Source organism: Microbacterium sp., from assembly GCF_026393345.1.
Taxonomy (GTDB): domain Bacteria; phylum Actinomycetota; class Actinomycetes; order Actinomycetales; family Microbacteriaceae; genus Microbacterium.
In genome coordinates, this window is the sequence record NZ_JAPLAI010000050.1 from 1 (window position 1) to 23,336 (window position 23,336).

The following is a 23,336-nucleotide window of genomic DNA, read 5'->3' on the forward strand; positions in this document are numbered from 1 at the left end:
GTCTCGATCGTCAGGTGCTCGAAGGGCTCGTAGGTCTTGCCGTCGATCTTCTTCGTGACCACCTGGGGCTTGCCCACGGTCAGCTCGAAGCCCTCACGGCGCATGTTCTCGACCAGGATGGCGAGAGCAAGCTCGCCACGACCCTGCACCTCCCACGCGTCGGGACGACCGATGTCGACGACCTTGAGCGAAACGTTGCCGACGAGCTCCTTGTCGAGACGGTCCTTGACCATGCGCGCCGTGAGCTTGTGACCCTTGACCTTGCCCATGAGGGGCGAGGTGTTGGTCCCGATGGTCATCGAGATCGCGGGGTCATCGACCGTGATCGCCGGGAGCGGGCGCACGTCCTCGGGGTCGGCGATCGTCTCGCCGATCGTGATGTCGGGGAAGCCGGCGATCGCGACGATGTCACCGGGGCCGGCGTCGTCGGCGGGGTAGCGCTCGAGGGCACGGGTCTTCAGCAGCTCCGTGATGCGGGCGTTCTGGTGTGTGCCGTCGGCCCGGACCCAGGCGACCGTCTGGCCCTTCTTCAACGTGCCGTTGAAGACGCGCAGCAGCGCGAGTCGGCCGAGGAAGGGGCTGGAGTCGAGGTTGGTGACCCATGCCTGCAGGGGGGCCTCATCGTCGTACGACGGCGCGGGCACGTGCTGGAGGATGGCCTCGAACAGGGGCTCGAGGTCGTCGTTGTCGGGGAGCGAGCCGTCCGCGGGACGGTTGCTCGAGGCAGCTCCCGCACGACCGGATGCGTAGACCACCGGCACGTCGAGCAGCGCGTCGACGTCGAGGTCGGGCACATCGTCGACCAGGTCGGACGCGAGACCCAGCAGCAGGTCGTGGCTCTCCTCCTCGACCTCGGCGATACGCGCGTCGGGCCGGTCGGTCTTGTTGACCAGGAGGATGACGGGGAGCTTCGCCTCGAGCGCCTTGCGCAGCACGAAGCGGGTCTGAGGCAGCGGCCCCTCGCTCGCGTCGACGAGCAGCACGACGCCGTCCACCATGGACAGGCCGCGTTCGACCTCGCCACCGAAGTCGGCGTGGCCCGGGGTGTCGATCACGTTGATGGTGATCTCTTTGCCCTGGGCATGCTTGCCCTTGTAGGTGATCGCGGTGTTCTTCGCGAGGATCGTGATGCCCTTTTCGCGCTCGAGATCGTTCGAGTCCATGGCGCGCTCGTCGACGTGGGCGTGTTCGCCGAAGGAGCCCGTCTGCCGCAGCATCGCGTCCACGAGGGTCGTCTTGCCGTGGTCGACGTGCGCGACGATAGCCACGTTGCGGAGGTCGGAGCGGAGGGCACGCGCCATCAAAAAGTCCTTAAGAGTGGGGAAAACCGGGATTCCGGCATCCCCAGTCTATCGCTTTGCGGCTGCGAGGCCCCCGAGAGCGAGAGGAAGGTGCCTCAGGCTGCCGTGGAACCTGTCACGACGAACGTCGCGATGACCGCGGCCACAATGAGCACCGCGACCGCCACGAGCGCCGGCACGTCCCAGGAACGGGTGACCCGGCCGTCGCCGGCACCGCGTTCCCGCGCCGCCTCGAGGTCGTCGAGGAGGCGGTCGAGGTCCTTGATGGCGGGCGGCAGGCGTCTCCCCTGTTCTTGGGCGAGGCGCCCTCGCGCCGGACGGCCGGAAACGGGTCCACCGAAGCAGGTGACCCGGCGACCGTCCACGGTCGTGATCACGAGCTGGTAGCGCAGATCGATGTCCGCGACGGCGTTCCAGGCGATGCGGGTGCGGCGCAGCAGGTTCTGCACCGTGATGCCGTCCGCATCCGTCACCACCGCGGAGGCGAAGACCGTGACGTAGATGACCCAGAGCACGAGCAGCACCCAGGGGGCGAGGAGCAACAGCGAGACGACGCCCGCGCGAATCGTCGCATCCCCGAGCAGGATCACCGCGACGACCGCCGAGCCGATGAACCCGACGGTCGCCGACGGCGACCGGTAGACCGTCCGTGTCAGAGCGCTCCTCCGAGCGGGATGGAGGCACCCGGAATGGCATCCAGCAGACGCCGGGTGTAGTCCTGGGCCGGGTTGGCGAAGATCTCGTCGACCGTGCCCTGCTCGACGACCTTTCCGCGTTCCATGACGCAGACCGTGTCGGCCACCACGCGGACGACCGCGAGGTCGTGCGTGATGAACAGGTAGGACAGGTCGAGCTCGGACTGGAGCTCGGCGAGCAGCTGCAGGATCTGGTCCTGCACCAGCACGTCGAGCGCCGAGACCGCCTCGTCGAGCACGACGATGTCGGGCTTGAGTGCGAGAGCACGGGCGACCGCGACGCGCTGCCGCTGACCGCCGGACAGCTCGCTCGGGTAGCGGGTGGCGAGGTCCTGCGGCAGCGAGACCTGGTCGAGCAGCTCCCGCACGCGGGCGCGACGCGACGCGCCGTCGCCGACCTTGTGGATGTGCAGCGGCTCCGCGATCGTGTTGCCGATGTTGCGCAGCGGATCGAGCGACCCGTACGGGTCCTGGAAGACCGGCTGCATCCGGCGACGGAGCGCGAACGCCTCAGCGTTCGAGATCTTTGCCACGTCGTGGCCGTCGACCTCGATGGAGCCACTCGTCGGCTCCTCGAGCTTCAGCACCATCTTGGCCACCGTCGACTTGCCGGAGCCCGACTCGCCGACCAGCGCCAGCGTCTTGCCCTTCGGGATCTCGAACGACACCGCATCCACCGCACGGAATGGGATGCTGCGGAAGCCGCCCTGCCGGATCTTGTAGTCCTTGGTCAGCTCGGTGACGCGGATGGCGGGCGGGATGGCGGCGAGGTCCGCCGCGGTCTCGATGCCACGACTCTCGGCGCGGGCCTGGATTCGCTGGGAGGCGATCGAGGGGGCCGCCGCGACCAGCCGCTGGGTGTACGGGTGCTGCGGGTTCTGCAGGATCTCGCGGCTCGGACCGGATTCGACGATCTCACCGTTCTGCATCACGACGATCGTGGAGGCGCGCTCGGCGGCGAGTCCCAGGTCGTGCGTGATGAGGAGCACCGACGTGCCCTTCTCCCGGGTGAGGCCCGCCATGTGGTCGAGGATGACCCGCTGCACCGTCACGTCGAGCGCACTTGTGGGCTCGTCGGCGATGAGCAGTTTCGGGTCGGCCGCCAGCCCGATCCCGATCAGGGCGCGCTGCCGCATCCCGCCGGAGAACTGATGCGGGTACTGGTGCAGTCGCTTCGCGGCGTCCGCGAGGCCGGCCTGCTCCAGCACCTCGACGGCGCGGGCGTTGACGGCCTGGCGGCCGGACGCGATGCCGTTCGCGCGCACGGCTTCCTTGACCTGGAAGCCGATCGACCACACCGGGTTGAGGTTCGACATCGGGTCCTGCGGGACGTAGCCGATGTCGCGACCGCGGACGCGTTCGATCTGCGACGCCGACAGCGTGGTGAGTTCCCGGCCGTCCAGCGTGATGCTGCCGTTGGTGACGTGCCCGGTGCCGGGAAGGAGATTCACGACGGCCGAGGCGGTCGTGGACTTACCCGACCCCGACTCCCCCACGATGGCGACGGTCTCGCCGGGGAAGATGTCGAGGTTGATGCCGTGCAGCACCTCGCGGGAACCGTTCTGGGTGTCGAACGCCACCCGGAGGTCCCGGATGCTGAGCAACGGAGTGGTCGCGGTGCCGCTCATCGGCGCGCCCTCGCTCTCGGGTCGAGGGCGTCTCGGATGAGTTCGCCCAGCAGGATGAAGGCAAGCACGGTGATCGTCAGCGCGAGCGAGGGCCAGATGAGGGCCATCGGTGCCGTGCGGAGCGATGTCTGGGCCTGGCTGATGTCGGCGCCCCAGCTCATGACGGACGAGCCGAGTCCCACGCCGAGGAATGCCAGGGTCGCTTCCGCGACGATCGCGGCCGCGAGGCTCAGGGTCGAGATGACGATGAGCGGCGCGATCGCGTTCGGCACGACGTGGTTCAAGAGCGTCCGGAACCGGCTGAGGCCCAGCGCGCGAGACGCCGTGACGAAGTCCGCCTGCCGTACCCGCAGGATCTCGGCTCGGACCACCCGGGCGGTGGACGCCCAGGCGAACCCGCCGATCGCGATCGCCAGCGTGAAGACGTTGCGGTAGTTGTAGAACACGCTCATCACGACCACGGCGGCCAGGATGTACGGGATGGCGAAGAAGATGTCGCCGATGCGGGAGAGCACCGAGTCGAGCCAGCCGCCGTAGAACCCCGCGAGCGCCCCCATGACCAGGCCGATGACGGACCCGATGAGGGTGGCCAGCACACCGACGGAGACCGAGGTGCGGGTACCCCACACGATGCGCGCCCAGATGTCGCAGCCCTGGAACGTGAACCCGAGCGGGTGGCCCGCCGCGGGACCGCCGTTGCTGTTGGCGAGCTGGCAGTCGCTGTTGGGCGCGGTCTGCGTGAACAGGATCGGGAACAGCGCCATGATCAGCACCACGAAGACGACGGCGAGCGAGATCCAGAACGTCGGGCGCTTGCGGAGGTCCCGCCAGGCGTCACGCCAGAGGCTCGCCGGCTTCTCGTCGCCGACCTTCACGGCGTCCACCGTGACGACCGCATCCTTCACGGGTGCGACGTAGTGCGTGGAACGTTCAGCGTTACTTGACATAGCGGATCCTCGGGTCGAGCAGACCGTAGAGCAGGTCGACGAGGAGGTTGACCAGCACGTACAGGATGACGAACACGGTCACGAACGAGACGATGGTCGGTCCCTCGTGGCGCAGCGTCGCCTGGAACAGGGTGTTGCCGACACCGGGCACGTTGAAGATCGCCTCGGTGACGGTCGCGCCGACGAGCAGGACGCCGAAGTTCGTCGCGGAGTTGGTGATGACCGGGATGAGGGAGTTGCGGAGCACGTGCACGGGGATGACGCGGCGTCGCGGCAGGCCCTTGCTGTATGCGGTGCGGACCCAGTCCTGGTTGAGCGTGTCGATGACCGAACCACGCATGAGCCGCATACTCGTGGCGTAAAGACTCAGGCCCAGCACGATGGCGGGCAACCACAGATCACCCCAGCCGTTCTGCGATCCCACGGTCGGCTTGAACCAGCCCCATTGGATGGCGAGGAAGTACTGCGCGAGGAAGGCGAGGACGAAGATCGGCAGGGCGACGAAGATCAGCGAGACGACGAGCATCGCGTTGTCGAAGATCTTGCCCTTCCGGAGGGCCGAGATCGTGCCGATGATGATCGCGAGGATGAACTCGATCGCGATGGCCATGACGGCCAGACGCCCCGTGACCGGGAGGGTGCGCGCGACAACATCGTTCACGGACTGGCCGGAGAACGTCTGCCCCATGTCGCCCTGGAAGATCCCGAGCAGGTAGTAGAAGTACTGCACGATGAAGGGCTGGTCGAGGTGGTACTGCGCCTCGAGGGCCGCAACAACCGCCGGGTTCGGGGTCTTGTCGCCGAACAACGCCAGGATCGGGTTGCCCGGCATGGCGAACACCAGAGCGTAGATGAGCAGCGTGGACCCCAGAAAGACCGGGATGAGCTGCAGGATGCGTCTGAGGATGTAACCGAGCATCCTCACTCCCTCCGATTACGGGATGTGTGCGTCCGCGCGATCGGCGCGGACGGACATCCGTTGAGAGCATCGTGCCGTGTGTTCGACGCGGACGCGAGCTTTACATGGACAAGCCGCGAGGCGGTGACGTGACCGTCACCGCCTCGCGGGAGCGACCGAAGGGTTTCAGCCCTTGGTGATCGCGTAGTACAGCGGAACCGAGTTCCAGCCGAACTGGACGTTATCGACCGTGTCGGCGAAGCCGCCGTTGACGTTCGAGTACCAGAGCGGGATGGCCGGCAGGTCCTGCAGCAGGATCTCCTGCGCGGCCTGGAAGTCCGCGTTGGCCTCTTCCGGGTCGGTGCTGGAGATGCCCTGGCTCAGGAGCTCGTCGAACTCGGGGTTCGAGTAGTCACCGTCGTTCGATCCGGCGTTGGTCGCGTAGATCGGTCCGAGGAAGTTGTACAGGCCCGGGTAGTCGGCCTGCCAACCGGTGCGGAACGCGGTCTGGATCGTGCGGTTGGTGATGTCGGTACGCAGCGAGGCGAAGTCGACGTACGGGGCGCCCGACGCGTCGATGCCCAGCGTGTTCTTGATCGAGTTGGTGACCGCGTCGACCCACGTCTGGTGGCCGCCGTCGGAGTTGTACGCGATCTGGAACGCACCGCTCCACGGGGAGATGGCGTCGGCCTGAGCCCACAGCGCCTTGGCCTCGTCGGGGTCGTACGAGAGCACCTCGGCGCCCTCGAGCGAGTCCGACCAGCCGTCGATCACCGGGGAGGTGAAGTCGCTGGCGGGGGTACGGGTGCCCTGGAAGACGGTCTCGGTGATCTCTTCGCGGTTGATCGCCATCGACAGCGCCTGGCGGCGCAGCTGACCCTCTTCGCCCGAGAAGTGCGGAGCAGTCTGCGGGATGGTGAAGGACTGGAAGATGGCGGCCGGCTGGTTGACCGAACGGTCGCCCAGGTCCGACTCGTAGGTGGCGAGGGCGGCGTCGGGGATCGCGTCCAGGACGTCGAGGTTGCCGGCGAGGAGGTCGGCGTAGGCCGCATCCTGCGAGGCGTAGAAGACGATGTCGAGACCGTCGTTCTGAGCCTTGCGGCCGCCGTCGTAGTCCTCGTTCTTGACGAGGCTGATCTCGACGTCGTGCTGCCACGCGTCGTCGCCGGCCAGCTTGTACGGGCCGTTGCCGATCGGGTTCTCGCCGAACGCGTCCATGTCATCGAACGCGGCATCGGGGAGCGGGTAGAACGCAGAGTAACCCAGGCGCAGCGCGAAGTCGGAGGCCGGCTTGTTCAGCGAGATGGTGAAGGTGTAGTCGTCGACCTGCTCGAGACCGGTCAGCTCCGAGTCCTCGTCATAGCTGAAGCCTTCGATGTCCTCGAAGAAGTAGCTGTTGAGCTGCTCGTTGGAGGCCAGTGCGCCGTAGTTCCACGCCTTGATGAAGTTGTCCGCCGTGACCTCTTCGCCGTCGGAGAACTTCTGGCCCTCCTTGAGCTTGACGGTGAGGTGCTGCGGGTCCTCGGTCGTGATCTCCTCGGCGACGTCGTTGACGGGGGCGCCGTCGGCGTCGTAGTAGACGAGGCCCGCGAAGATCTCGTCGATGATCTTGCCGCCACCGGTCTCGTTGGTGTTGGTGGGGATCAGCGGGTTCTGCGGCTCGGAGCCGTTCGCGGTGATGGTGCCGCCGGCGCTGCCGGACGAGTCGGACGACCCGCTACCGGCGCAGCCGGCCAGAGCGAGCGAACCCGCTCCCACCAGTGCGATGCTCGCGAGCGCGATCTTTGTGCGCTTCACATTTCCTCCTGTGCAAGGGGTTGTGCGACCATGCCCATGCGCAGAGCAGGGCAGGTCACGGATACCAGAACACTAAGCACCCCACCCCGCGTGGTCAAAATACGTGAGCGAACCGTGACACTTCTCTCATTTACCTCGGAACAGGTGAAGCATTCTGCTCAGCATTCCGAGCCATGTTCAGCCAAGGTCGGGCGACATGCTGAGCCTCGGTGCCACCGCATCCGGAATCGGGTCCCAGGTCGCGCGGCGGCAGCGTATGCGAGGCTGTGAGCTGTGATTCGCGCCTTCGATCCTCCTCGCGCGGTCGGTGCTGCCCGCGTCCGGTTCGGGTGGGAGATCGTGCTCGTGCTGGCGGTGTCAGTCGGCCAGTCCGCGCTGTATTCGCTGCTGTCGCTCGTGCGGTCGCTGCAGCGCGCGCTGATGGAGCAGGCCGCGATCGGGCAGCAGCAGACGCAGCTGAACCCGACGCGCGACACCGCGGCGTTCTGGGATGCCCTGTACCAGTTCCTCTCGCTGTTCTTCGGGCTCGCGACCGTTGCGCTCGTGGTGTATCTGCTGTGGGAGCCCGGCGTGAACGCGCTGCGGCGGATCGGGCTGGATTTCCGCCGGTTCGGTGGCGACGCGGGCCGGGGTGTGCTCCTCCTCGCGGTCATCGGGATTCCCGGCCTCGCCCTGTACGTGGCAGGGCGGCTGCTGGGCGTGACGCTGCAGGTGTCCGCATCCCCGCTGGATGCGGCCTGGTACACCGTGCCGCTGCTCGTGCTCGCGGCGGTCCGGGCGGGGCTGACCGAGGAGGTGATCTTCCTCGGGTACCTGTTCGACCGGCTGCGCCGGCTCGGGTGGGGATGGTGGACGATCATCCTCGCCACCGCGGGCCTGCGGGCGGCGTACCACGCCTACCAGGGGTTCGGTTCGATCGTCGGGAACTTCGCGATGGGCGTCGTGTTCGGCTGGTGCTACCGGCGCTGGGGCCGGGTGATGCCGCTCGTCGTCGCGCACATCCTCATCGACGTCATCGCGTTCGTGGGTTATCCGCTCGCCGTGACGTGGTGGCCCGGCGTCTTCGGCTGACCCGCTCTCTTTCTGACCGCGAGATGGGTTCTGGGCCCCGAGACCCAGGGTAAACCCCACGGTTTCGGGGCCCAGACCCCATCTCGGCGTCGGGGCGAGGAGGACTCAACCCTTCCTCCCCAGCTGACGGATGCAGATGCCGTGTCCACAGCATCCGGGAACGCCCGCGATAACTCGCCGAGAGCGACGAGCGTCACGGCATGGCCTCCCCTGCATCCGTCAACGTCCGCCCCTTGTCCTCACCCATCCCGCTCCTGCGGACCAGACAGATCGTGCACCCGGAACGGGCTCTCACGCGCGGAGAGCTCGTGCTTGTCCGCCGCGGCGTCTACGCGCCCGCGGACTCCTGGCGGGAGTGTGCTCCGTGGGACCGCTACCTCGCCCGGGTCTACGCCACCGCGCTGCTGTACCCGGACGCGGTGTTCTGTCACGACTCCGCTGCGGCGCTCCTGGGGCTCCCCGTCTTCGGTGATCCCCTGGCGGTGCACGTGCTCCAGGATCCGGCAGTCACGGCCGGATCGATCGGCGGTGTGCGCATTCACGCCACGAGCGTGCCGCGCGAGGTCACCGAGTTCGACGGCATCGGAACGACGACGCCTGCGGAGACGGCGGTCGATCTCGCCCGGACACGTCAGCCGGCCCTCGCTCTCGCCGTCGCTGATGCCGTGTTGCGCACGGATCCCGATATGACTGTCGAGCGGCTCGTCGCGACGAACGAGTCCCGGGGTTCCAGCCGCGGGCGCCGCCAGGCTCGGTGGGCGCTGCATCGAGCGACACCGCTGGCCGAGTCGACGCTCGAATCCGTCAGCCGCGCCGCGATCGAGTGGCTTGGATTCCCCGACCCGGTGCTGCAGCAGTGGTTCACGAGTCGGAGTGGCGAGCGCGACCGCGCCGACATGTGGTGGCCGGAGGACAAGGTCGCCGGTGAGGCCGACGGCGATCTGAAGTACGACGGGCGCTTCGGTGACCCCGTGACGCTGCTGCGCGCACGTCGTCGCCGCGACGGCCGGCTACGCGAGCACGTTCGCAGTGTCAGTCACTGGGCATGGGACGAGGTCACGCAGTCCGCACCGCTGCGCAGCATCCTGCTCGGCGCCGGATTGCGCCGCATCCGCCCCGAAGACACCGCGCGCCTCCTCGAGCTGCGCCGGGCACTCTCCGCCCCGTGACAGCGAGCTCGGTTCTGGGCCCCGAGACGGTGGGGTTTACCCAAGGCGAAGGCATCGGGCGGCGGGCACGCACACACCAGGTTGCGGTCGCCGTAGGCGTTATCGATCCGGCGCACCGGCGGCCAGTACTTGTTGCGGACCAAAGAGGGCACCGGGTACACCGCCTGCTCGCGGGTGTACGGATGCGGCCACTCCCCCGCGGCGATCGCCTGCGCGGTGTGCGGCGCATTCACGAGCGGGTTGTCGTCGGCGGGCCAGGTTCCGGCGGCGACCTCGACGGCTTCGGCCTTGATCGAGATCATGGCCTCGATGAACCGCTCGATCTCGGCCAGGTCCTCGGACTCGGTGGGCTCGACCATCAGCGTCCCCGCGACCGGGAACGACATGGTCGGCGCGTGGAAGCCGTAATCGATCAGCCGCTTGGCGACGTCGTCCACGGTGATCCCGGTCTCGGCCCGGAGCGGCCGGAGGTCGAGGATGCACTCGTGCGCCACAAGCCCGCCCTCGCCGGTGTACAGCACCGGGAAGTGCTCGCGGAGCCGCGCGGCGATGTAGTTCGCCGCGAGAACGGCGGCGCCGGTCGCCTCCTGCAGGCCTTCGAGGCCCAGCATCCGGATGTACGCCCACGAGATGGGGAGGATGGATGCGGAGCCGTACGGGGCCGCCGACACGGGTCCCCCGTCGAAGCGGGCAGCTCCCCCTTCGACGAAGCCGCCGTGGTCGGCCCGCTGGGAGAGCGGATGCGAGGGCAGGTACGGCGCGAGGTGCGCCTTCGCCGCGACCGGGCCCACACCGGGCCCGCCGCCGCCGTGCGGAATGGCGAACGTCTTGTGCAGGTTCAGGTGCGACACGTCGCCGCCGAGATCGCCGAACCGGGCGAAGCCGAGGAGCGCGTTGAGGTTCGCGCCGTCGACGTACACCTGACCGCCGGCGTCGTGCACGGCCTGCGTAATCTCCACCACGTCGTGCTCGTAGACGCCGTGGGTGGAGGGGTAGGTGATCATGAGCGCCGCGAGGGCGTCGGCGTGCTCCGCGATCTTCGTCCGCAGGTCGTCGAGGTCGACATTGCCGGCCTCGTCGCACGCGACAACGACCACCCGCATCCCGGCGAGCACCGCGGATGCGGCGTTGGTGCCGTGGGCGGAGGACGGGATGAGGCAGACGGTGCGCTGCGTGTCACCGTTGGCATCGTGGAACTGCCGGATCGCGAGGAGTCCGGCGAGTTCCCCCTGCGAGCCGGCGTTCGGCTGCAACGAGACCGCGTCATACCCGGTGACCTCGGCGAGCCAGGTCTCCAGCTGCTCGATGAGAGCGAGATGCCCGCGGACGTCGGCCTCGGGTGCGAACGGGTGCACCCGGGCGAACTCGGGCCACGAGACGGCCGCCATCTCGGTCGCCGCGTTGAGCTTCATCGTGCACGACCCGAGTGGGATCATGCCGCGGTCGAGCGCGTAGTCGCGGTCCGCGAGCGTCTTGAGATAGCGCATCATGGCCGTCTCGGAGCGGTGGGTGTGGAACACCGGATGCTGCAGGTACTCGTCTGCGCGATGAAGCCCCGACGCCACCCCGGCGAGCGGGGTCGTCTCCTGCCAGGCGAGCGTATCCGGACCGTGGATGCCGAAGGCACCCGCGACCGCGGCGAGGTCACGGGCGTCGGTGGTCTCATCGACCGAGATGCCGACGGTGGCGTCGTCGATCCACGCCAGCTGGTACCCGGCTTCGCGGGCGCGGTCGATGATGGTTCTCGACGGACCCACCGTCACCACGCGGATGGTGTCGAAGAAGGCGTCGTGCACGACGGTCTGGCCGTACTCGCGCAGGAGCGCCGCGAGCGCCTCGGTCTTACGGGCGACGTCGGTCGCGATTGCCCGCAGCCCGTCGGGGCCGTGGTAAACCGCGTACATGGCGGCCATGACGGCCAGCAGCACCTGCGCGGTGCAGATGTTCGACGTCGCCTTCTCGCGGCGGATGTGCTGCTCGCGGGTCTGCAGTGCGAGGCGGTAGGCGGGGTGCCCGGCCGCATCCTGCGAGACGCCGACGAGCCTGCCCGGGAGCTGGCGTTCCAGCCCCGCTCGCACTGCCATGTATCCCGCGTGCGGCCCGCCGAACCCCATGGGAACGCCGAAACGCTGGGTCGTTCCCACCGCGATGTCGGCGCCGAACGAGCCCGGCGAACGCAGCAGGGTGAGGGCAAGGAGATCTGCGGCGACGACGACGAGCGCCCCGGCCTCGGCAGCCGCGGCGGCGACGACGCTCGGATCCCACACCCGCCCGGACGCACCGGGGTACTGCAGGAACACCCCGAACGCCTCGATGTGCTCCGGCGCGGCGTCGGCGAACGCGACTTCCCTGATGCGGATGCCGAGCACCCCCGCGCGATGGCGCAGCAGCGCCCGCGTCTGCGGGAACGCGTCGGCGTCGACGAGGAACACGTCGGACGCCGATTTCGATGCGCGCCGGGCGAGCAGCATCCCCTCGACCGCGGCGGTGCCCTCGTCGAGCATCGACGCGTTCGCGGTAGCGAGGCCGGTGAGGTCGGTGACCATGGTCTGGAAGTTGATGAGCGCTTCCAGGCGCCCCTGCGAGATCTCCGGCTGGTACGGCGTGTACGCCGTGTACCAGGACGGGTTCTCGAACACGTTCCGCTGGATCACCGAGGGGGTGAACGTGTCGTAGTAGCCGAGGCCGATCATGCTGCGGGCGGGGCGGTTCTGCCCGGCGAGCTCGCGCAGTTCCGCGAGGGTCTCGGCCTCGGTCGCGGCGGGCAGCAGGTCGGTGGTCTCCCGCGGGCGGGCGTGGATGGATGCGGGCACGGCCGCCCGCACCAGCTCGGCGACGCTGTCGTAGCCGACGGCGCCCAGCATGGTGCGCTGCGCCGCCGCATCCGTGCCGATGTGCCGGTTGGCGAAGGCGTCGGTCACGACGCCGCCCCGGTGAGCGCGACGTACGCGGCGCGGTCGAGGAGTCCGCCCGGCAGGTCGGCGTCGAGTTCGACCTTGACGAGCCACGCGGCGCCGTACGGGTCGGCGTTCACGAGCGACGGGTCGGCGTCCACGTTGCCGTTGACCTCGAGGACCCGGCCGGAGACCGGCGCGTACAGCTCGCCCACGGACTTGGTGGATTCGATCTCGCCGCACACCTGGCCGGCGGTGAGGGCACCGCCCTGCGCGGGGAGCTCGACGAAGACGACGTCGCCCAGCTGCTCAGCGGCGTAGTCGGTGACCCCGAAGGTCACGACGGCACCGTCGACGTGGAGCCACTCGTGTTCGGCGGTGTAGAGCAGTGTGTCGCGGTCGAGGGTCATTTCTTCCTCCGGTAGAAGGGCAACGGGGTGACGGTGGCGGGGATGCGGGTGCCGCGGACATCGATCTGCAGCACGGTGCCGGATGCGGATGCGTCCGGGGAGACGTAGGCCATCGCGATCGGGTGGCCGAGGGTGGGGCTGAGCGCGCCGCTGGTGATCTCGCCGACGCGGGTGTCGCCGTCGTACACGGCGTAGCCGGCGCGGCCCGCGCGCTTGCCCTCGGCCACGAGCCCGACCAGCACCGGCGCGGTCTCCTCCGGATCGACACCGACCTTGCCGACGAAGGCGGGTTTGTCGGTGGCGACCGAGCGACCGAGGCCCGCCTGGGCCGGCCGCACATCGAGCCCGAGTTCGTGGCCGTAGAGCGGCATCCCGGCCTCGAGCCGCAGCGTGTCGCGGGCAGCGAGGCCGGCCGGGACGAGACCGAGCGGCGTGCCGGTCTCGAGCAGCGCGTCCCACAGTTCGACCGCACGGCGGTTCGGGACGAGCAGTTCGAACCCGTCCTCGCCGGTGTACCCGGTGCGGGCGATGATGAGCGGATCTCCGCGGAAGGACGCGGCAGCCCAGGCGTAATATCCGAGCTCGGCAAGCGAGGGCTCGGCTGCGCTGATGGATGCGGTGGCTTCCAGGATGGCTCGGGCTCGGGGACCCTGCACGGCGATGAGGGCGAACTGGTCGGAGACGTCCTCGACGGCGGCGGTCCCGGAGACGCCGGGGATGTGGACGAAGGAGGTCCCGCTCACGTCGGCCGGCGGCTCGGCGAGGAACGACGCCACGACCGGTGCCCGCGGTGCGCGCTCGGCGAGCGCCGCAGCCACCGCCTCCCGGTTGCCGGCGTTCGCGATGACCAAGAAGTAGTCCTTGCCCGTGCGGTAGACGATGACGTCGTCGATGATGCCGCCGTCGTCTGCCAGTACGAGCGAGTATTTCGCCTTGCCCACCGGCATTGTGGACAGGCGGCCCGCGAGGGCGTAGTCGAGGAAGGCAGCGGCATCCGGTCCCGTCACCAGGAACTCGGCCATGTGGGAGATGTCGAACAGGCCCGCGGCGGTGCGCACGGCGTGGTGTTCGGCGAGGTCTGATGTGTAGCGGACAGGCATTTCCCACCCGCCGAAATCGGTGAACGAGGCACCGAGCGCTTCATGGCGTGGGCGCAGCACAGTGGAGCGGGGTGGTGCGGTGGAGCGGGGATCGGACATGAGTTCTCCCGAATCGGGCGGACGCGTGGCGTCCGGTGAACTCCCCCTCTGTCATCGGCCTGAGAGTTTCGCGGTGCATCCGGGTCGGGATGCGGTGCTTTCACCGTCGGCGGATCCCTCACAGGATCGCTTTCCAGAGTGGCCCGACCGGGGCGGTACGCGTACCTGAGAGATTGGCGGGGAGGCTTGCTCCTTCGGTGCCCGGCATGAGAACTGCCGGGGCTCTCCCGCAACGGTCGTAGGGCCGTATGGATTTGTGCGGCCCAGCATAGCCTGCGGCCGTGCCGGGCACATGAACTGTGGACGATGCCGTCATCGGCACCGTCGGATCCCGCTACCCCACGCAGCCGCCGGTGTCGACCGCGGAGGAGAGCCCCGGCGCCTGGGCGACGACGGGGAGGAGCTCCGTCGTCGTCATCGCGTAACCGATGGCGGATCCGTCGTCGGCGCGCGCGAAGACGACCCCGGCGACCCGCCCGTCGCGGGTCAGCAGCGGGCCCCCGGAGTTGCCCGGCTGGACCGTGGCCTGCAGCGCATAGATCTCTCGCGCGGCCGTGGCGCGGTCGTAGATGTCGGGGACCTGCGCGCTGCCCGCCGAGCGGACGACGGCTTCGCCCGTCGTGAACGGGCCGCCGTTCGGGTAGCCGTCGATCACACCACTGTCGCCGACCGCCAGCACCTCCGACAGCGGCAGCACCCCCGCATCCTGTACGTCGACCGCGATGACGGCCAGGTCGTCGACGGGGTCGAAGTAGACGATGGTGCCGTCCTGCGCCGGTCGTCCGGGAAGCTCCACCACCGGGTCCCGCACCCCGGCGACGACGTGCGCGTTGGTGACGACGCGGTCCTCCGCGATGACGAAGCCGGTGCCGGTGAGGTTCTGGCCGCACGCGAACGCCGTCCCCGCCACCCGGGCGACGGACTGCGCGGCCGCGTTCAGCGCCGGGTCGTCGAGGTCGACCGGCGGGGTGTCCTCGACGGGCGGCCCGATCTCGATGAGCTCACCCAGCCGCGGCAGCGCGTCCGCCACGAAGGTCTGTCGCACCCGCGCGAGGGCCTCCGCGACCGGGCGCGGCGTGACGGCGTCGATGACGCCAAGCACCCGTGAGGACGAGACCGCGGCAGAGACGACCGTGAGGCCTGCGCCGGCGACGCTCTGCGCCACGAGCGAGATCGCGAGGGCCATGACCGCGACGCTGAGGACGCTGCCGAGGATGCGGTCGAGCGGTTTCAGCCGCATCCGGTCGGTACGGCGGCGGAGCGCCGTCGCGAGCGCACCGCCGATGACCGCGCCGAGCACGAGCAGGAGGGCGCCGGTGGCGATGACGAGAGCGCTGCGGGCATCCGGCCAGGGCGTCACGCGGCTCACCACCGGCATGAGCCACCAGGCCGCGATCCCGCCGGCGATGAGACCCGCGAGCGCGCCGAGATTGGCGAGGAGACCCCGGGTGGCGCCACCGACGAGGGCGAGAACCAGCAGGAGGACCAGGATCACGTCCACCACGATGACCACCATGTGGCTCCCTTCCTCAGCCAGCATACGAGGGGGGCCCGGTGGCGCCGGGGAACGAGAGCGACTTGCCCTTCAGGTCAGAGTGACACTAAGATCGAATCGAAGTTAGGGTCACCATGACACGAACCGCGATCGGCACTGCCGACACCCGCGACGCCGAACACTCGGACGTCACGCGGGTCGCGGTGTCGACCGTGATCTTCACCCTGCGGCGCGAGCCCGGCGACGACTGCCCGAGCCTCGTGATGCCGCTCGTGCGCCGCACCCGCGACCCGCACATGGGCCTGTGGGCGCTGCCGGGTGGCTGGCTCGACATCTCGGAGGGCCTCGAGGATGCGGCGTCTCGCACGCTCGCCGAAACCACGGGCCTCACGCCCAGCTATCTCGAGCAGCTCTACGCTTTCGGCGCTGTCGACCGCTCCCCCAGCCGGGTCGTGTCGATCGTGTACTGGGCGCTGCTGCGTGCGGACGAGGTCGACGCACAGGCGGGTGGATACGCCGCCGCCGGGACCGAGCCGGAGAACGTCCGCTGGGTCACGGTCGACCGCCTCGGCCACCTCGCCTTCGACCACAACGAGATCGTCGACTACGCGCTGTGGCGCCTGCGCAACAAGGTGGGCTACTCCCGTATCGCGCACGGACTGCTTGCCGACACCTTCACGCTCGCGGAGCTCCGCGAGGTGTACGAGGCGATCCTCGGGCGCCGCCTCGACCCGGCGAACTTCCGCCGACAGGCGGAGAACTCCGGATCCCTCATCCCCACCGACGACTTCCGCACCGGCAGCCACCGGCCCGCGCGGCTGTACCGCTACAACCAGGACGTCGAGCTGGCCGACCGTGGCCCCCTCGACATTCGTCCCCGTCACGAATCGAGCACGTCATGACCGCGACATCCCTGACCCTGCAGCCTCGTCCGATCGACCCCTCGGTCGACCACGAGATCCAGGCGATCGTCTCCGGCGTCACCGCCGGCAGCACCTGCAGCACCGAGCTGGCCGCAGGCCCCTGGCAATTTGACGCTCGTCCCGGGTACGGCCCGGGCGCGTCCATGGGCGACATCATCCCCACCGGCTCGCCGCAGCAGGGGTCACTGCCGCAGGAGTACCGCGATGCTCCGGACGAGGAGCTGCACGACCGGATCCGCGCCGCAAAGGCGACGCTCGGCGAGCGGGTCGTCGTGCTCGGCCACTTCTATCAGCGCGAGGAGGTCGTCCGGCACGCGGACTACGTCGGCGACTCGTTCCAGCTCGCGAACGCCGCGCTCGAGCACCCCGACGCGGAGGCCATCGTTTTCTGCGGCGTGCACTTCATGGCGGAGACCGCCGACCTGCTGTCGCGACCGGAGCAGGCGGTTATCCTGCCGAACCTCGCCGCCGGCTGCTCCATGGCCGACATGGCCGACATCGACCAGGTCGAGGAATGCTGGGAGCAGCTCGCCGATGTGCTGGGCGACCTCGACACCCCCGACGCCGAGGGTCTGCTGCCGGTCATCCCGGTGACCTACATGAACTCCTCGGCCGCGATCAAGGGCTTCGTCGGTCGCCACCAGGGCATCGTCTGCACGTCCTCCAACGCCCGCACCGTGCTGGAGTGGGCCTTCGCCCGCGGCCGCCGTGTGCTGTTCTTCCCCGATCAGCACCTCGGACGCAACACCGCCAAGGCCATGGGCGTACCGCTCGATCAGATGCCGATGTGGAACCCCACGAAGGCGCTCGGCGGATCCGACGAGCAGACACTGCTGGATTCGCGCGTCATCCTCTGGCACGGCTTCTGCTCGGTACACCGCCGGTTCACCGTCGACCAGATCGACAAGGCCCGTGCGGAGCACCCCGGCGTCCGTGTCATCGTGCACCCGGAATGCCCGATGGCGGTCGTCGACGCGGCCGACGAGGCCGGCTCCACCGACTACATCCGCAAGGCCATCCTCGCGGCCACCGAGCCCACCACCTTCGCGGTCGGCACCGAGATCAACCTGGTGCAGCGCCTGGCCGCCGAGTTCCCGCAGCACGAGATCTTCTGCCTCGACCCTGTCGTGTGCCCCTGCTCCACGATGTACCGCATCCACCCGGGCTATCTCGCCTGGGTGCTGGAGCGACTCGTCGCGGGCGAGGTCGTCAACCGCATCCAGGTGCACAGCTCCGTGGCCGACCCCGCGCGCGTGGCGCTGGAGCGGATGCTGGCCGCCAAGCCGACCGGAATCGTGGCCTGACCGTGCACGCCGTCATCGTCGGCAGCGGGATCGCGGGGATCGTGGCCGCGCTGCACGCCGCGCGGACCGGCGTGCAGGTGACGCTCGTCACGAAGGACGTGCTCGACCACGCCAACACCCACTACGCGCAGGGCGGGATCGCCGCGGTGATGTTCGACGAGGACAGCGCCGACGCGCACCTCGCCGACACGCTCGCCGCCGGCGCCGGCCTGTCTGACGAGGCCGCGGTGCGAGTGCTCGTCGACGAGGGTCCGGACCGCATCCGCGAGCTCATTGACTGGGGCGTCGGGTTCGACCGCAACGCGCAGGGAGAACTCCGTAAGGGTCTCGAGGCGGCGCACTCGTATCCACGCATCCTGCATGCCGGGGGCGACGCGACGGGGGCCGCCATCGAGCACGCCCTTGTCGCCGCGATCCGCGCATCCGGGGCGCGCGTGATCGAGCACGCATTCCTCGTCGACATCGTCGTCCGAGACGGCCGCGCCGCGGGCGTGACCCTCCTCGTCGACGACCGGGATCGCGAGGTGGTGGAGGCGGACGCCGTGGTGCTCGCCACGGGCGGCGCCGGTCAGCTGTATGCGTACACGACCAACCCGCTGGTCGCCACCGGTGACGGCATCGCTGCGGCGCTCCGGGCGGGCGCGGCGGTGGCGGATCTCGAGTTCGTGCAGTTCCACCCCACCGTCCTCGCCGGCGACCCGCCGTTCCTCGTCTCCGAGGCCGTCCGCGGAGAGGGCGCCGTTCTCATCGACGACGCCGGGCGGCGGTTCGCGTTCGACGCACACCCGGACGGCGAGCTCGCCCCCCGTGACGTCGTCGCCCGGTCGATCGCTCGGACGGTGGCTGCGCAGGACGGACATCCGGTCCGCCTGGATGCCACGGCGCTCGGCGCACCCGACACCGCCGGGTTCCTCGCGGCGCGGTTCCCGACGATCGACGCCGCCGTGCGCGCGCACGGGTTCGACTGGTCCCGGGAGCCTATTCCGGTCACCCCGGCCGCGCACTACCTCATGGGCGGCGTCGCCACCGATCTGCGGGGCCGCACCACACTCCCCGGGCTGTACGCGGTCGGCGAGGTCGCCCGCACCGGCGTGCACGGGGCGAACCGACTCGCCTCCAACTCGCTGCTGGAGGGTGCCGTGTTCGGCGCGCGCGTCGGTGATGTGCTCGCGGCCGATGCCACCGCATCCTGGCCCGTGCCCGCCGCGTCTCCGGCCGACGCCGAGGGGGCAACGGCCGAGCCCGGGGCCGAACCCTTCTCGCGCGCCGCGCTGCAGCAGCTGATGTGGCGCGAGGTGGGGCTCGTGCGGGATGCGGACGGACTCGCGCGTGCCGCCCGGACCCTCACCGCGTGGGCCGCGGTGGAGCGGACGCCGGAGACGGAGATCGCGTTCGAGGACGAGAACCTGCTGCTCGTCGCGCAGGCGGTCGTCGCCGCAGCGCAACGCCGCACGACCTCGGTGGGGGCGCACTTCCGCGCCGACGAGAGTCCCCTGGCCCCAGCCGGAGCCGTCCGAGAGGTGGCCGCATGCTGACCCGCACCGTGATCGACCGCGTCGTGGCCGCAGCGCTCGACGAGGACGCGCCGTGGGGCGACCTCACCAGTGAGTCCCTGATCCCGGCGGAGGCCACGGCCCGCGCCGACCTCGTCGCCCGCGAGGACGGCGTCTTCGCCGGCGGCGACGTGTTCGCGGCCGCATTCCGGCTCACCGACCCCGCCGTCACCGTGCGGCTGCGCGTCACCGACGGCGAGCGCTTCACCGCCGGTCAGGTGCTCGCCACGGTCGAGGGGCCGGCGCGGAGCGTACTCACCGCCGAGCGGGTGGGGCTGAACTTCGTGCAGCGGATGAGCGGCATCGCCACCCTGACGGCCCAGTACGTCAGGGAGGTCGCGCACACCGGCGCGCGGATCGCCGATACCCGCAAGACCACGCCGGGCCTGCGCGCCTTCGAGCGTCACGCCGTGGTGTGCGGCGGGGGCCACAACCACCGGTTCTCGCTTTCCGACGCCGTCATGGCCAAGGACAACCACCTCGCGGTGCTCACCGCATCCGGTCTCTCCGTCACCCAGGCGCTGCAGGGGGCCATCGCCCGGCTCCCCCACACCACGCATGTGGAGGTGGAGGTGGACCGGCTGGACCAGATCGAGGCGGTGCTCGCCGCGGGGATCGGCACCATCATGCTCGACAACTTCTCGCTCGCAGATCTCGTCCGCGGCGTCGAGCAGGTCGCGGGCCGGGCGACCGTCGACGCTTCCGGCGGGGTGACGCTCGAGACGGTGCGCGCCATCGCCGAGACCGGTGTCGATGTCATCTCCGTCGGCGCCCTGACGCACGGTGCGCGGGGGCTGGACCTCGGCCTCGACATGACCGTCGGGATGCCGGACCCCTCGTGAACCCGCTCTACCTCGATAACGCCGCGACGACCCCGGTGCGTCCGCAGGTGCTCGAGGCGATGCTGCCGTACCTCACGCACGCGTTCGGCAACCCGTCGAGCCATCATGAGGTGGGCGACCAGGCGGCGCGTGCGCTGGCCGACGCCCGCGCCCGCGTGGCCGCGATCGTGGGGATGCGAGCCGGAGACGTGATCTTCACCTCCGGCGGCACCGAGGCGAACAACCTCGCGATCAAGGGCATCGCGGTGGCGGCGCTCCTGGACCGCGGGGCGCGGCACGTGATCACGACCCCGATCGAGCACGAGTCGATCCTGGAGTCGGTGGACTATTTGCGGCGCGTGCACGGGTTCGACGTCACCCTGCTGCCGGTGGATGCGGCGGGGCGGGTGGCCGCAGCGGCCCTCGCCGAGGCGCTCCGCCCCGAAACGGCCGTCGTCAGCATCGGGTATGCGAACAACGAGGTCGGCACGGTGCAGGATGCGGTGGGGCTCTCGGCCGTGACCGCGCCGGAGCGCGTGCCACTGCACCTGGATGCCGTGCAGGCCGCCGGCTGGCTGCCGTTGTCGGGCACCGGGGCGGATGCGATCTCGATCGCCGGCCACAAGGTCGGCGCACCCAAGGGTACGGGCGTGCTCGCGGTGCGCGGCCGCATCCGGCTGGAGCCGCTCCTCCACGGCGGCGGGCAGGAGCGCGGGCGCCGGAGCGGCACCGAGAACGTCGCCGGGGCGGTCGCGGTCGCCACGGCGCTGGAACTCGCCGAGACCGAGCGCGTCGAATCCGCGGCGCGGGTCGCGGCGGCCCGCGACACCTTCATCGCCGGGGTGCTCGCCCTGGTGCCCACGGCCCGGCTCACCGGCGATCCCGTACGACGCCTTCCCGGCACCGCGAGCTTCACCTTCGCCGGCACGAGCGGCGAGGCGGTGCTGCTGGAGCTGGAGCGGCGCGGGGTGACGTCATCGAGCGGGTCGGCGTGCGCGGCGGGGAGCGACGAACCGTCGCATGTGCTGCGCGCACTCGGTATCGCCGACGAGGTGGCACAGACATCGGTGCGATTCACGTTCCCCCACGCACCGGTCGACGTCTCCGGTCTGGCGCGGGCCGTCGCCGACGCGGTCGCCGCCGTACAATCGGCTCCGTGAGCCCCTCCCCCGTCGTCACCGTCATCGTCCCGGGCTACGACGTCGCGCCGTACGCCGCAGACGCGCTGGACTCGCTGCGCGCGCAGACCCTGCAGGAGTGGACGGCGCTCCTCATCGACGACGGGTCCACCGATGCCACCGGCGACATCTTCGCGGCGGCGGCCGCATCCGATCCGCGTTTCCGTGTCCTGCACCATCCGCACCGTCGCGGGCTCGGGGCGGCGCGCAACACCGGTCTGGATGCGGTGGACACCCCCTTTCTCGGCCTCCTCGATGCCGACGACGTGCTGCTCCCGGAGGCGCTGGCGCGCATGGTCGAGACCCTGGACGAGACCGGCAGCGATTTCGTCGCGGGCGCGTACGTGCGGCTGCGCCCCGACGGTGTCGGCGGCTACGCGGCGGGCACCGTGCAGCCGTGGGTGCGGGCGGCGACCGATCCGGCGCGCCGGGGGATCACGCTCGACGACCACCCCGCCGCGTCCGGAAACATCGTGGCGTGGTCGAAGCTCTCCCGCACCGCGTTCTGGCAGCAGCAGCATCTGCGATTCCCGGAGGACCGGTTCTATGAGGATCAGGTCGTGGCACAGCTCATGTACACGCGCGCGCGGCGGTTCGATGTGCTGCCGGACGTCGTGGTGCAATGGCGGGAGCGTGCCGAGGGCACCTCGATCACGCAGTACGAGCAGCGGCTCGACGTGCTGCGTGACTGCGTCACGGCGATGAGCGAGGGTCTCGCGGTGCTGGATGCGGCGGGCAGGGCTCGGGCCGCGAGCGCCCGCGTCGGGCTCATCCTCACCATGGACCTGCCGCGCCTTGCCCGGATCGCCGCGGATCACCCGGACGCGGAGTACCGCCGCGCCGTGGGGGCGTTCGCCCGCGCGCTGTCGGCGCGTCCGGACGCGGCGTCCCTCCCCATCCCCGTCGAGGTCGAGCCTTTACTCTCGGCCGCCCGGCTCTGGTGACCCCCGTCGTTGTCGCGCGAGTGGGCAATCGTGGCGACTCTCGAGGCGACCAAACCCACCACGACTGCCCACTCGCGCGGGATCGTCCTCTCCTCCCCAGGAGGTGAACAGGAGTGAGCGGGTCCGCGGGGGTGTGGACGGCGGAGATTCCATCCCTCGAACGCCAACCATCGAGGGATGGCACAGTCTCCCCACCCGCTCCCCGCCGACCTCTGCGGCCGGGCCTTCTTCGTCGCCGAACACCCCGAGATCCCGCGCAGCCGCACCCGCGCGAGTGACCTCTGGACTCCCGTCCGCGGCGTCCGCCTCCCCGCCGACATGCATGACCTCGTCGACCGCTGTCGTGCTCATGCCCTCACGCTGCCGCTCGGGGCGGTCTTCAGCGACGCGACGGCAGGGCGCCTCCGGATGCTGCCGCTGCCGCGACGCCTCACAGACGACACCCTCCACGTCACGGTGCCGCACGGCACACGTGCGCCACGGCGCCGCGATCGCGTGCACGGCCACTCGCGTGCGCTTGAACCTGCGGACTGCGCCTGGCTCTTCGGCATCCCGGTCACAAGCCCGTCGCGAACCTACCTCGATCTGGCGAGCACGCTGGACCTGCGTGAGCTCGTCGCCGTGGGCGACCGCCTCCTCTCCGCGCGTGACCCTCTGGCCGGTATCGCGGATCTCCGCACGATCGTCGCCCATCACTCCGGCGCCCGCGGGGCGAAAATCGCCCGCCTCGCGCTGGAACTCCTTACCGACCGGGCCGAGTCGCCGAAGGAATCGGAACTGCGGATATTGCTCATCGAGGCCGGCTACGCCGATCTCGATGTGAATGTCGAGGTCTTCGACGATGCCGGGACCTTCGTGGCTCGGGTGGATCTCGCGCTGACGCGGCTACGCATCGCGATCGAGTACGAAGGCGACCACCACCGCGACCGCGCACAGTGGCAGCGGGATCTGGCCCGACGCCGGCGGCTTGAGGCGGTCGGGTGGACCTACATCACGGTGACCCAGACGGACCTCGAGCACCCCGTCCCTCTCCTCGCTGATCTCGCTGCCGCCGTCTCTCGCGCGAGTGGGCAGTAGCGGCGGGCTTGCGGTCGCCCAAAGTCACCACG

The 23,336-nt window shown here is 69.9% G+C and carries 18 protein-coding genes and 1 riboswitch; of the genes, 8 read left to right on the forward strand and 10 right to left on the reverse strand.

Annotated elements, in window-relative coordinates; all coding sequences use genetic code 11:
* The 6 genes from NT132_RS09490 to NT132_RS09515 form a co-directional block, all read right to left on the reverse strand.
* On the reverse strand, positions 1 to 1,301 hold a 1,301-nt coding region (locus NT132_RS09490), incomplete at its 3' end, for a GTP-binding protein (protein ID WP_297787779.1).
* A gap of 95 nt (positions 1,302 to 1,396) precedes the next feature.
* A complete protein-coding gene (locus NT132_RS09495; protein WP_297787781.1) occupies positions 1,397 to 1,891 on the reverse strand; it encodes a PH domain-containing protein in 495 nt (164 codons plus the stop codon).
* 62 nt (positions 1,892 to 1,953) lie between these two features.
* Positions 1,954 to 3,624: an ABC transporter ATP-binding protein gene (locus NT132_RS09500; protein ID WP_297787783.1), complete on the reverse strand. Its 1,671-nt coding sequence runs from the start codon at positions 3,622 to 3,624 to the stop codon at positions 1,954 to 1,956.
* On the reverse strand, positions 3,621 to 4,571 hold the full coding sequence (locus NT132_RS09505; RefSeq protein WP_297787785.1) for an ABC transporter permease: 951 nt from the start codon (positions 4,569 to 4,571) through the stop codon (positions 3,621 to 3,623). The genes NT132_RS09500 and NT132_RS09505 overlap by 4 nt, the downstream gene beginning before the upstream one ends.
* Positions 4,561 to 5,490, reverse strand: a complete 930-nt coding sequence (locus NT132_RS09510; RefSeq protein ID WP_297787787.1) for an ABC transporter permease — start codon at positions 5,488 to 5,490, stop codon at positions 4,561 to 4,563. The genes NT132_RS09505 and NT132_RS09510 overlap by 11 nt, the downstream gene beginning before the upstream one ends.
* 165 nt (positions 5,491 to 5,655) lie before the next feature.
* On the reverse strand, positions 5,656 to 7,266 hold the full coding sequence (locus NT132_RS09515) for an ABC transporter substrate-binding protein (protein WP_297787789.1): 1,611 nt from the start codon (positions 7,264 to 7,266) through the stop codon (positions 5,656 to 5,658).
* A 273-nt stretch (positions 7,267 to 7,539) separates the two neighbouring features.
* Between NT132_RS09515 and NT132_RS09520 the strand changes: the two genes are divergently transcribed.
* Entirely contained in the window at positions 7,540 to 8,337 is a 798-nt protein-coding gene (locus NT132_RS09520; protein WP_297787792.1) for a CPBP family intramembrane glutamic endopeptidase, read from the forward strand.
* A 1,036-nt stretch (positions 8,338 to 9,373) separates the two neighbouring features.
* Here the strand turns inward: NT132_RS09520 and gcvP are convergent.
* From gcvP to NT132_RS09540, 4 genes are all read right to left on the reverse strand, one after another.
* Positions 9,374 to 12,427, reverse strand: coding sequence for an aminomethyl-transferring glycine dehydrogenase (gene gcvP / locus NT132_RS09525; protein WP_297787794.1), 3,054 nt, complete (start codon positions 12,425 to 12,427; stop codon positions 9,374 to 9,376).
* Positions 12,424 to 12,810: a glycine cleavage system protein GcvH gene (gene gcvH / locus NT132_RS09530; protein WP_297787795.1), complete on the reverse strand. Its 387-nt coding sequence runs from the start codon at positions 12,808 to 12,810 to the stop codon at positions 12,424 to 12,426. The genes gcvP and gcvH overlap by 4 nt, the downstream gene beginning before the upstream one ends.
* Positions 12,807 to 14,009: an aminomethyltransferase family protein gene (locus NT132_RS09535; RefSeq protein WP_297787797.1), complete on the reverse strand. Its 1,203-nt coding sequence runs from the start codon at positions 14,007 to 14,009 to the stop codon at positions 12,807 to 12,809. The genes gcvH and NT132_RS09535 overlap by 4 nt, the downstream gene beginning before the upstream one ends.
* A 143-nt stretch (positions 14,010 to 14,152) precedes the next feature.
* Positions 14,153 to 14,249: riboswitch (glycine riboswitch) on the reverse strand.
* A gap of 94 nt (positions 14,250 to 14,343) precedes the next feature.
* On the reverse strand, positions 14,344 to 15,525 hold the full coding sequence (locus NT132_RS09540; protein ID WP_297787800.1) for a MarP family serine protease: 1,182 nt from the start codon (positions 15,523 to 15,525) through the stop codon (positions 14,344 to 14,346).
* 113 nt (positions 15,526 to 15,638) lie between these two features.
* On the opposite strand from NT132_RS09540, the gene NT132_RS09545 reads away from it, so the two are divergent.
* The 7 genes from NT132_RS09545 (at position 15,639) to NT132_RS09575 (ending at position 23,304) form a co-directional block, all read left to right on the forward strand.
* Positions 15,639 to 16,406: an NUDIX domain-containing protein gene (locus NT132_RS09545; protein ID WP_297787802.1), complete on the forward strand. Its 768-nt coding sequence runs from the start codon at positions 15,639 to 15,641 to the stop codon at positions 16,404 to 16,406.
* Complete coding sequence (nadA, locus tag NT132_RS09550) at positions 16,403 to 17,731, forward strand: quinolinate synthase NadA (protein WP_297787804.1); 1,329 nt, start codon at positions 16,403 to 16,405, stop codon at positions 17,729 to 17,731. Before NT132_RS09545 ends, nadA begins: the two co-directional genes overlap by 4 nt.
* Before the next feature lie 2 nt (positions 17,732 to 17,733).
* Positions 17,734 to 19,266, forward strand: coding sequence for an L-aspartate oxidase (gene nadB / locus NT132_RS09555; RefSeq protein ID WP_297787806.1), 1,533 nt, complete (start codon positions 17,734 to 17,736; stop codon positions 19,264 to 19,266).
* Positions 19,260 to 20,126, forward strand: coding sequence for a carboxylating nicotinate-nucleotide diphosphorylase (gene nadC, locus NT132_RS09560; protein WP_297787808.1), 867 nt, complete (start codon positions 19,260 to 19,262; stop codon positions 20,124 to 20,126). Before nadB ends, nadC begins: the two co-directional genes overlap by 7 nt.
* Entirely contained in the window at positions 20,123 to 21,265 is a 1,143-nt protein-coding gene (locus tag NT132_RS09565; RefSeq protein ID WP_297787810.1) for a cysteine desulfurase family protein, read from the forward strand. The genes nadC and NT132_RS09565 overlap by 4 nt, the downstream gene beginning before the upstream one ends.
* A complete protein-coding gene (locus tag NT132_RS09570; RefSeq protein ID WP_297787812.1) occupies positions 21,262 to 22,227 on the forward strand; it encodes a glycosyltransferase family 2 protein in 966 nt (321 codons plus the stop codon). The genes NT132_RS09565 and NT132_RS09570 overlap by 4 nt, the downstream gene beginning before the upstream one ends.
* Before the next feature lie 177 nt (positions 22,228 to 22,404).
* Positions 22,405 to 23,304: a hypothetical protein gene (locus tag NT132_RS09575; protein WP_297787814.1), complete on the forward strand. Its 900-nt coding sequence runs from the start codon at positions 22,405 to 22,407 to the stop codon at positions 23,302 to 23,304.
* Positions 23,305 to 23,336 lie beyond the last annotated feature (32 nt).

Coding starts and splice junctions, on each gene's coding strand:
- NT132_RS09535 (WP_297787797.1), bottom strand. CDS start 14,009: ATGTCCGATCCCCGCTCCACCGCACCACCCCGCTCCACTGTGCTGCGC.
- NT132_RS09540 (WP_297787800.1), bottom strand. CDS start 15,525: ATGGTGGTCATCGTGGTGGACGTGATCCTGGTCCTCCTGCTGGTTCTC.
- NT132_RS09545 (WP_297787802.1), top strand. CDS start 15,639: ATGACACGAACCGCGATCGGCACTGCCGACACCCGCGACGCCGAACAC.
- gcvH (WP_297787795.1), bottom strand. CDS start 12,810: ATGACCCTCGACCGCGACACACTGCTCTACACCGCCGAACACGAGTGG.
- NT132_RS09500 (WP_297787783.1), bottom strand. CDS start 3,624: ATGAGCGGCACCGCGACCACTCCGTTGCTCAGCATCCGGGACCTCCGG.
- NT132_RS09510 (WP_297787787.1), bottom strand. CDS start 5,490: ATGCTCGGTTACATCCTCAGACGCATCCTGCAGCTCATCCCGGTCTTT.
- nadA (WP_297787804.1), top strand. CDS start 16,403: ATGACCGCGACATCCCTGACCCTGCAGCCTCGTCCGATCGACCCCTCG.
- nadC (WP_297787808.1), top strand. CDS start 19,260: ATGCTGACCCGCACCGTGATCGACCGCGTCGTGGCCGCAGCGCTCGAC.
- NT132_RS09575 (WP_297787814.1), top strand. CDS start 22,405: ATGGCACAGTCTCCCCACCCGCTCCCCGCCGACCTCTGCGGCCGGGCC.
- NT132_RS09505 (WP_297787785.1), bottom strand. CDS start 4,571: ATGTCAAGTAACGCTGAACGTTCCACGCACTACGTCGCACCCGTGAAG.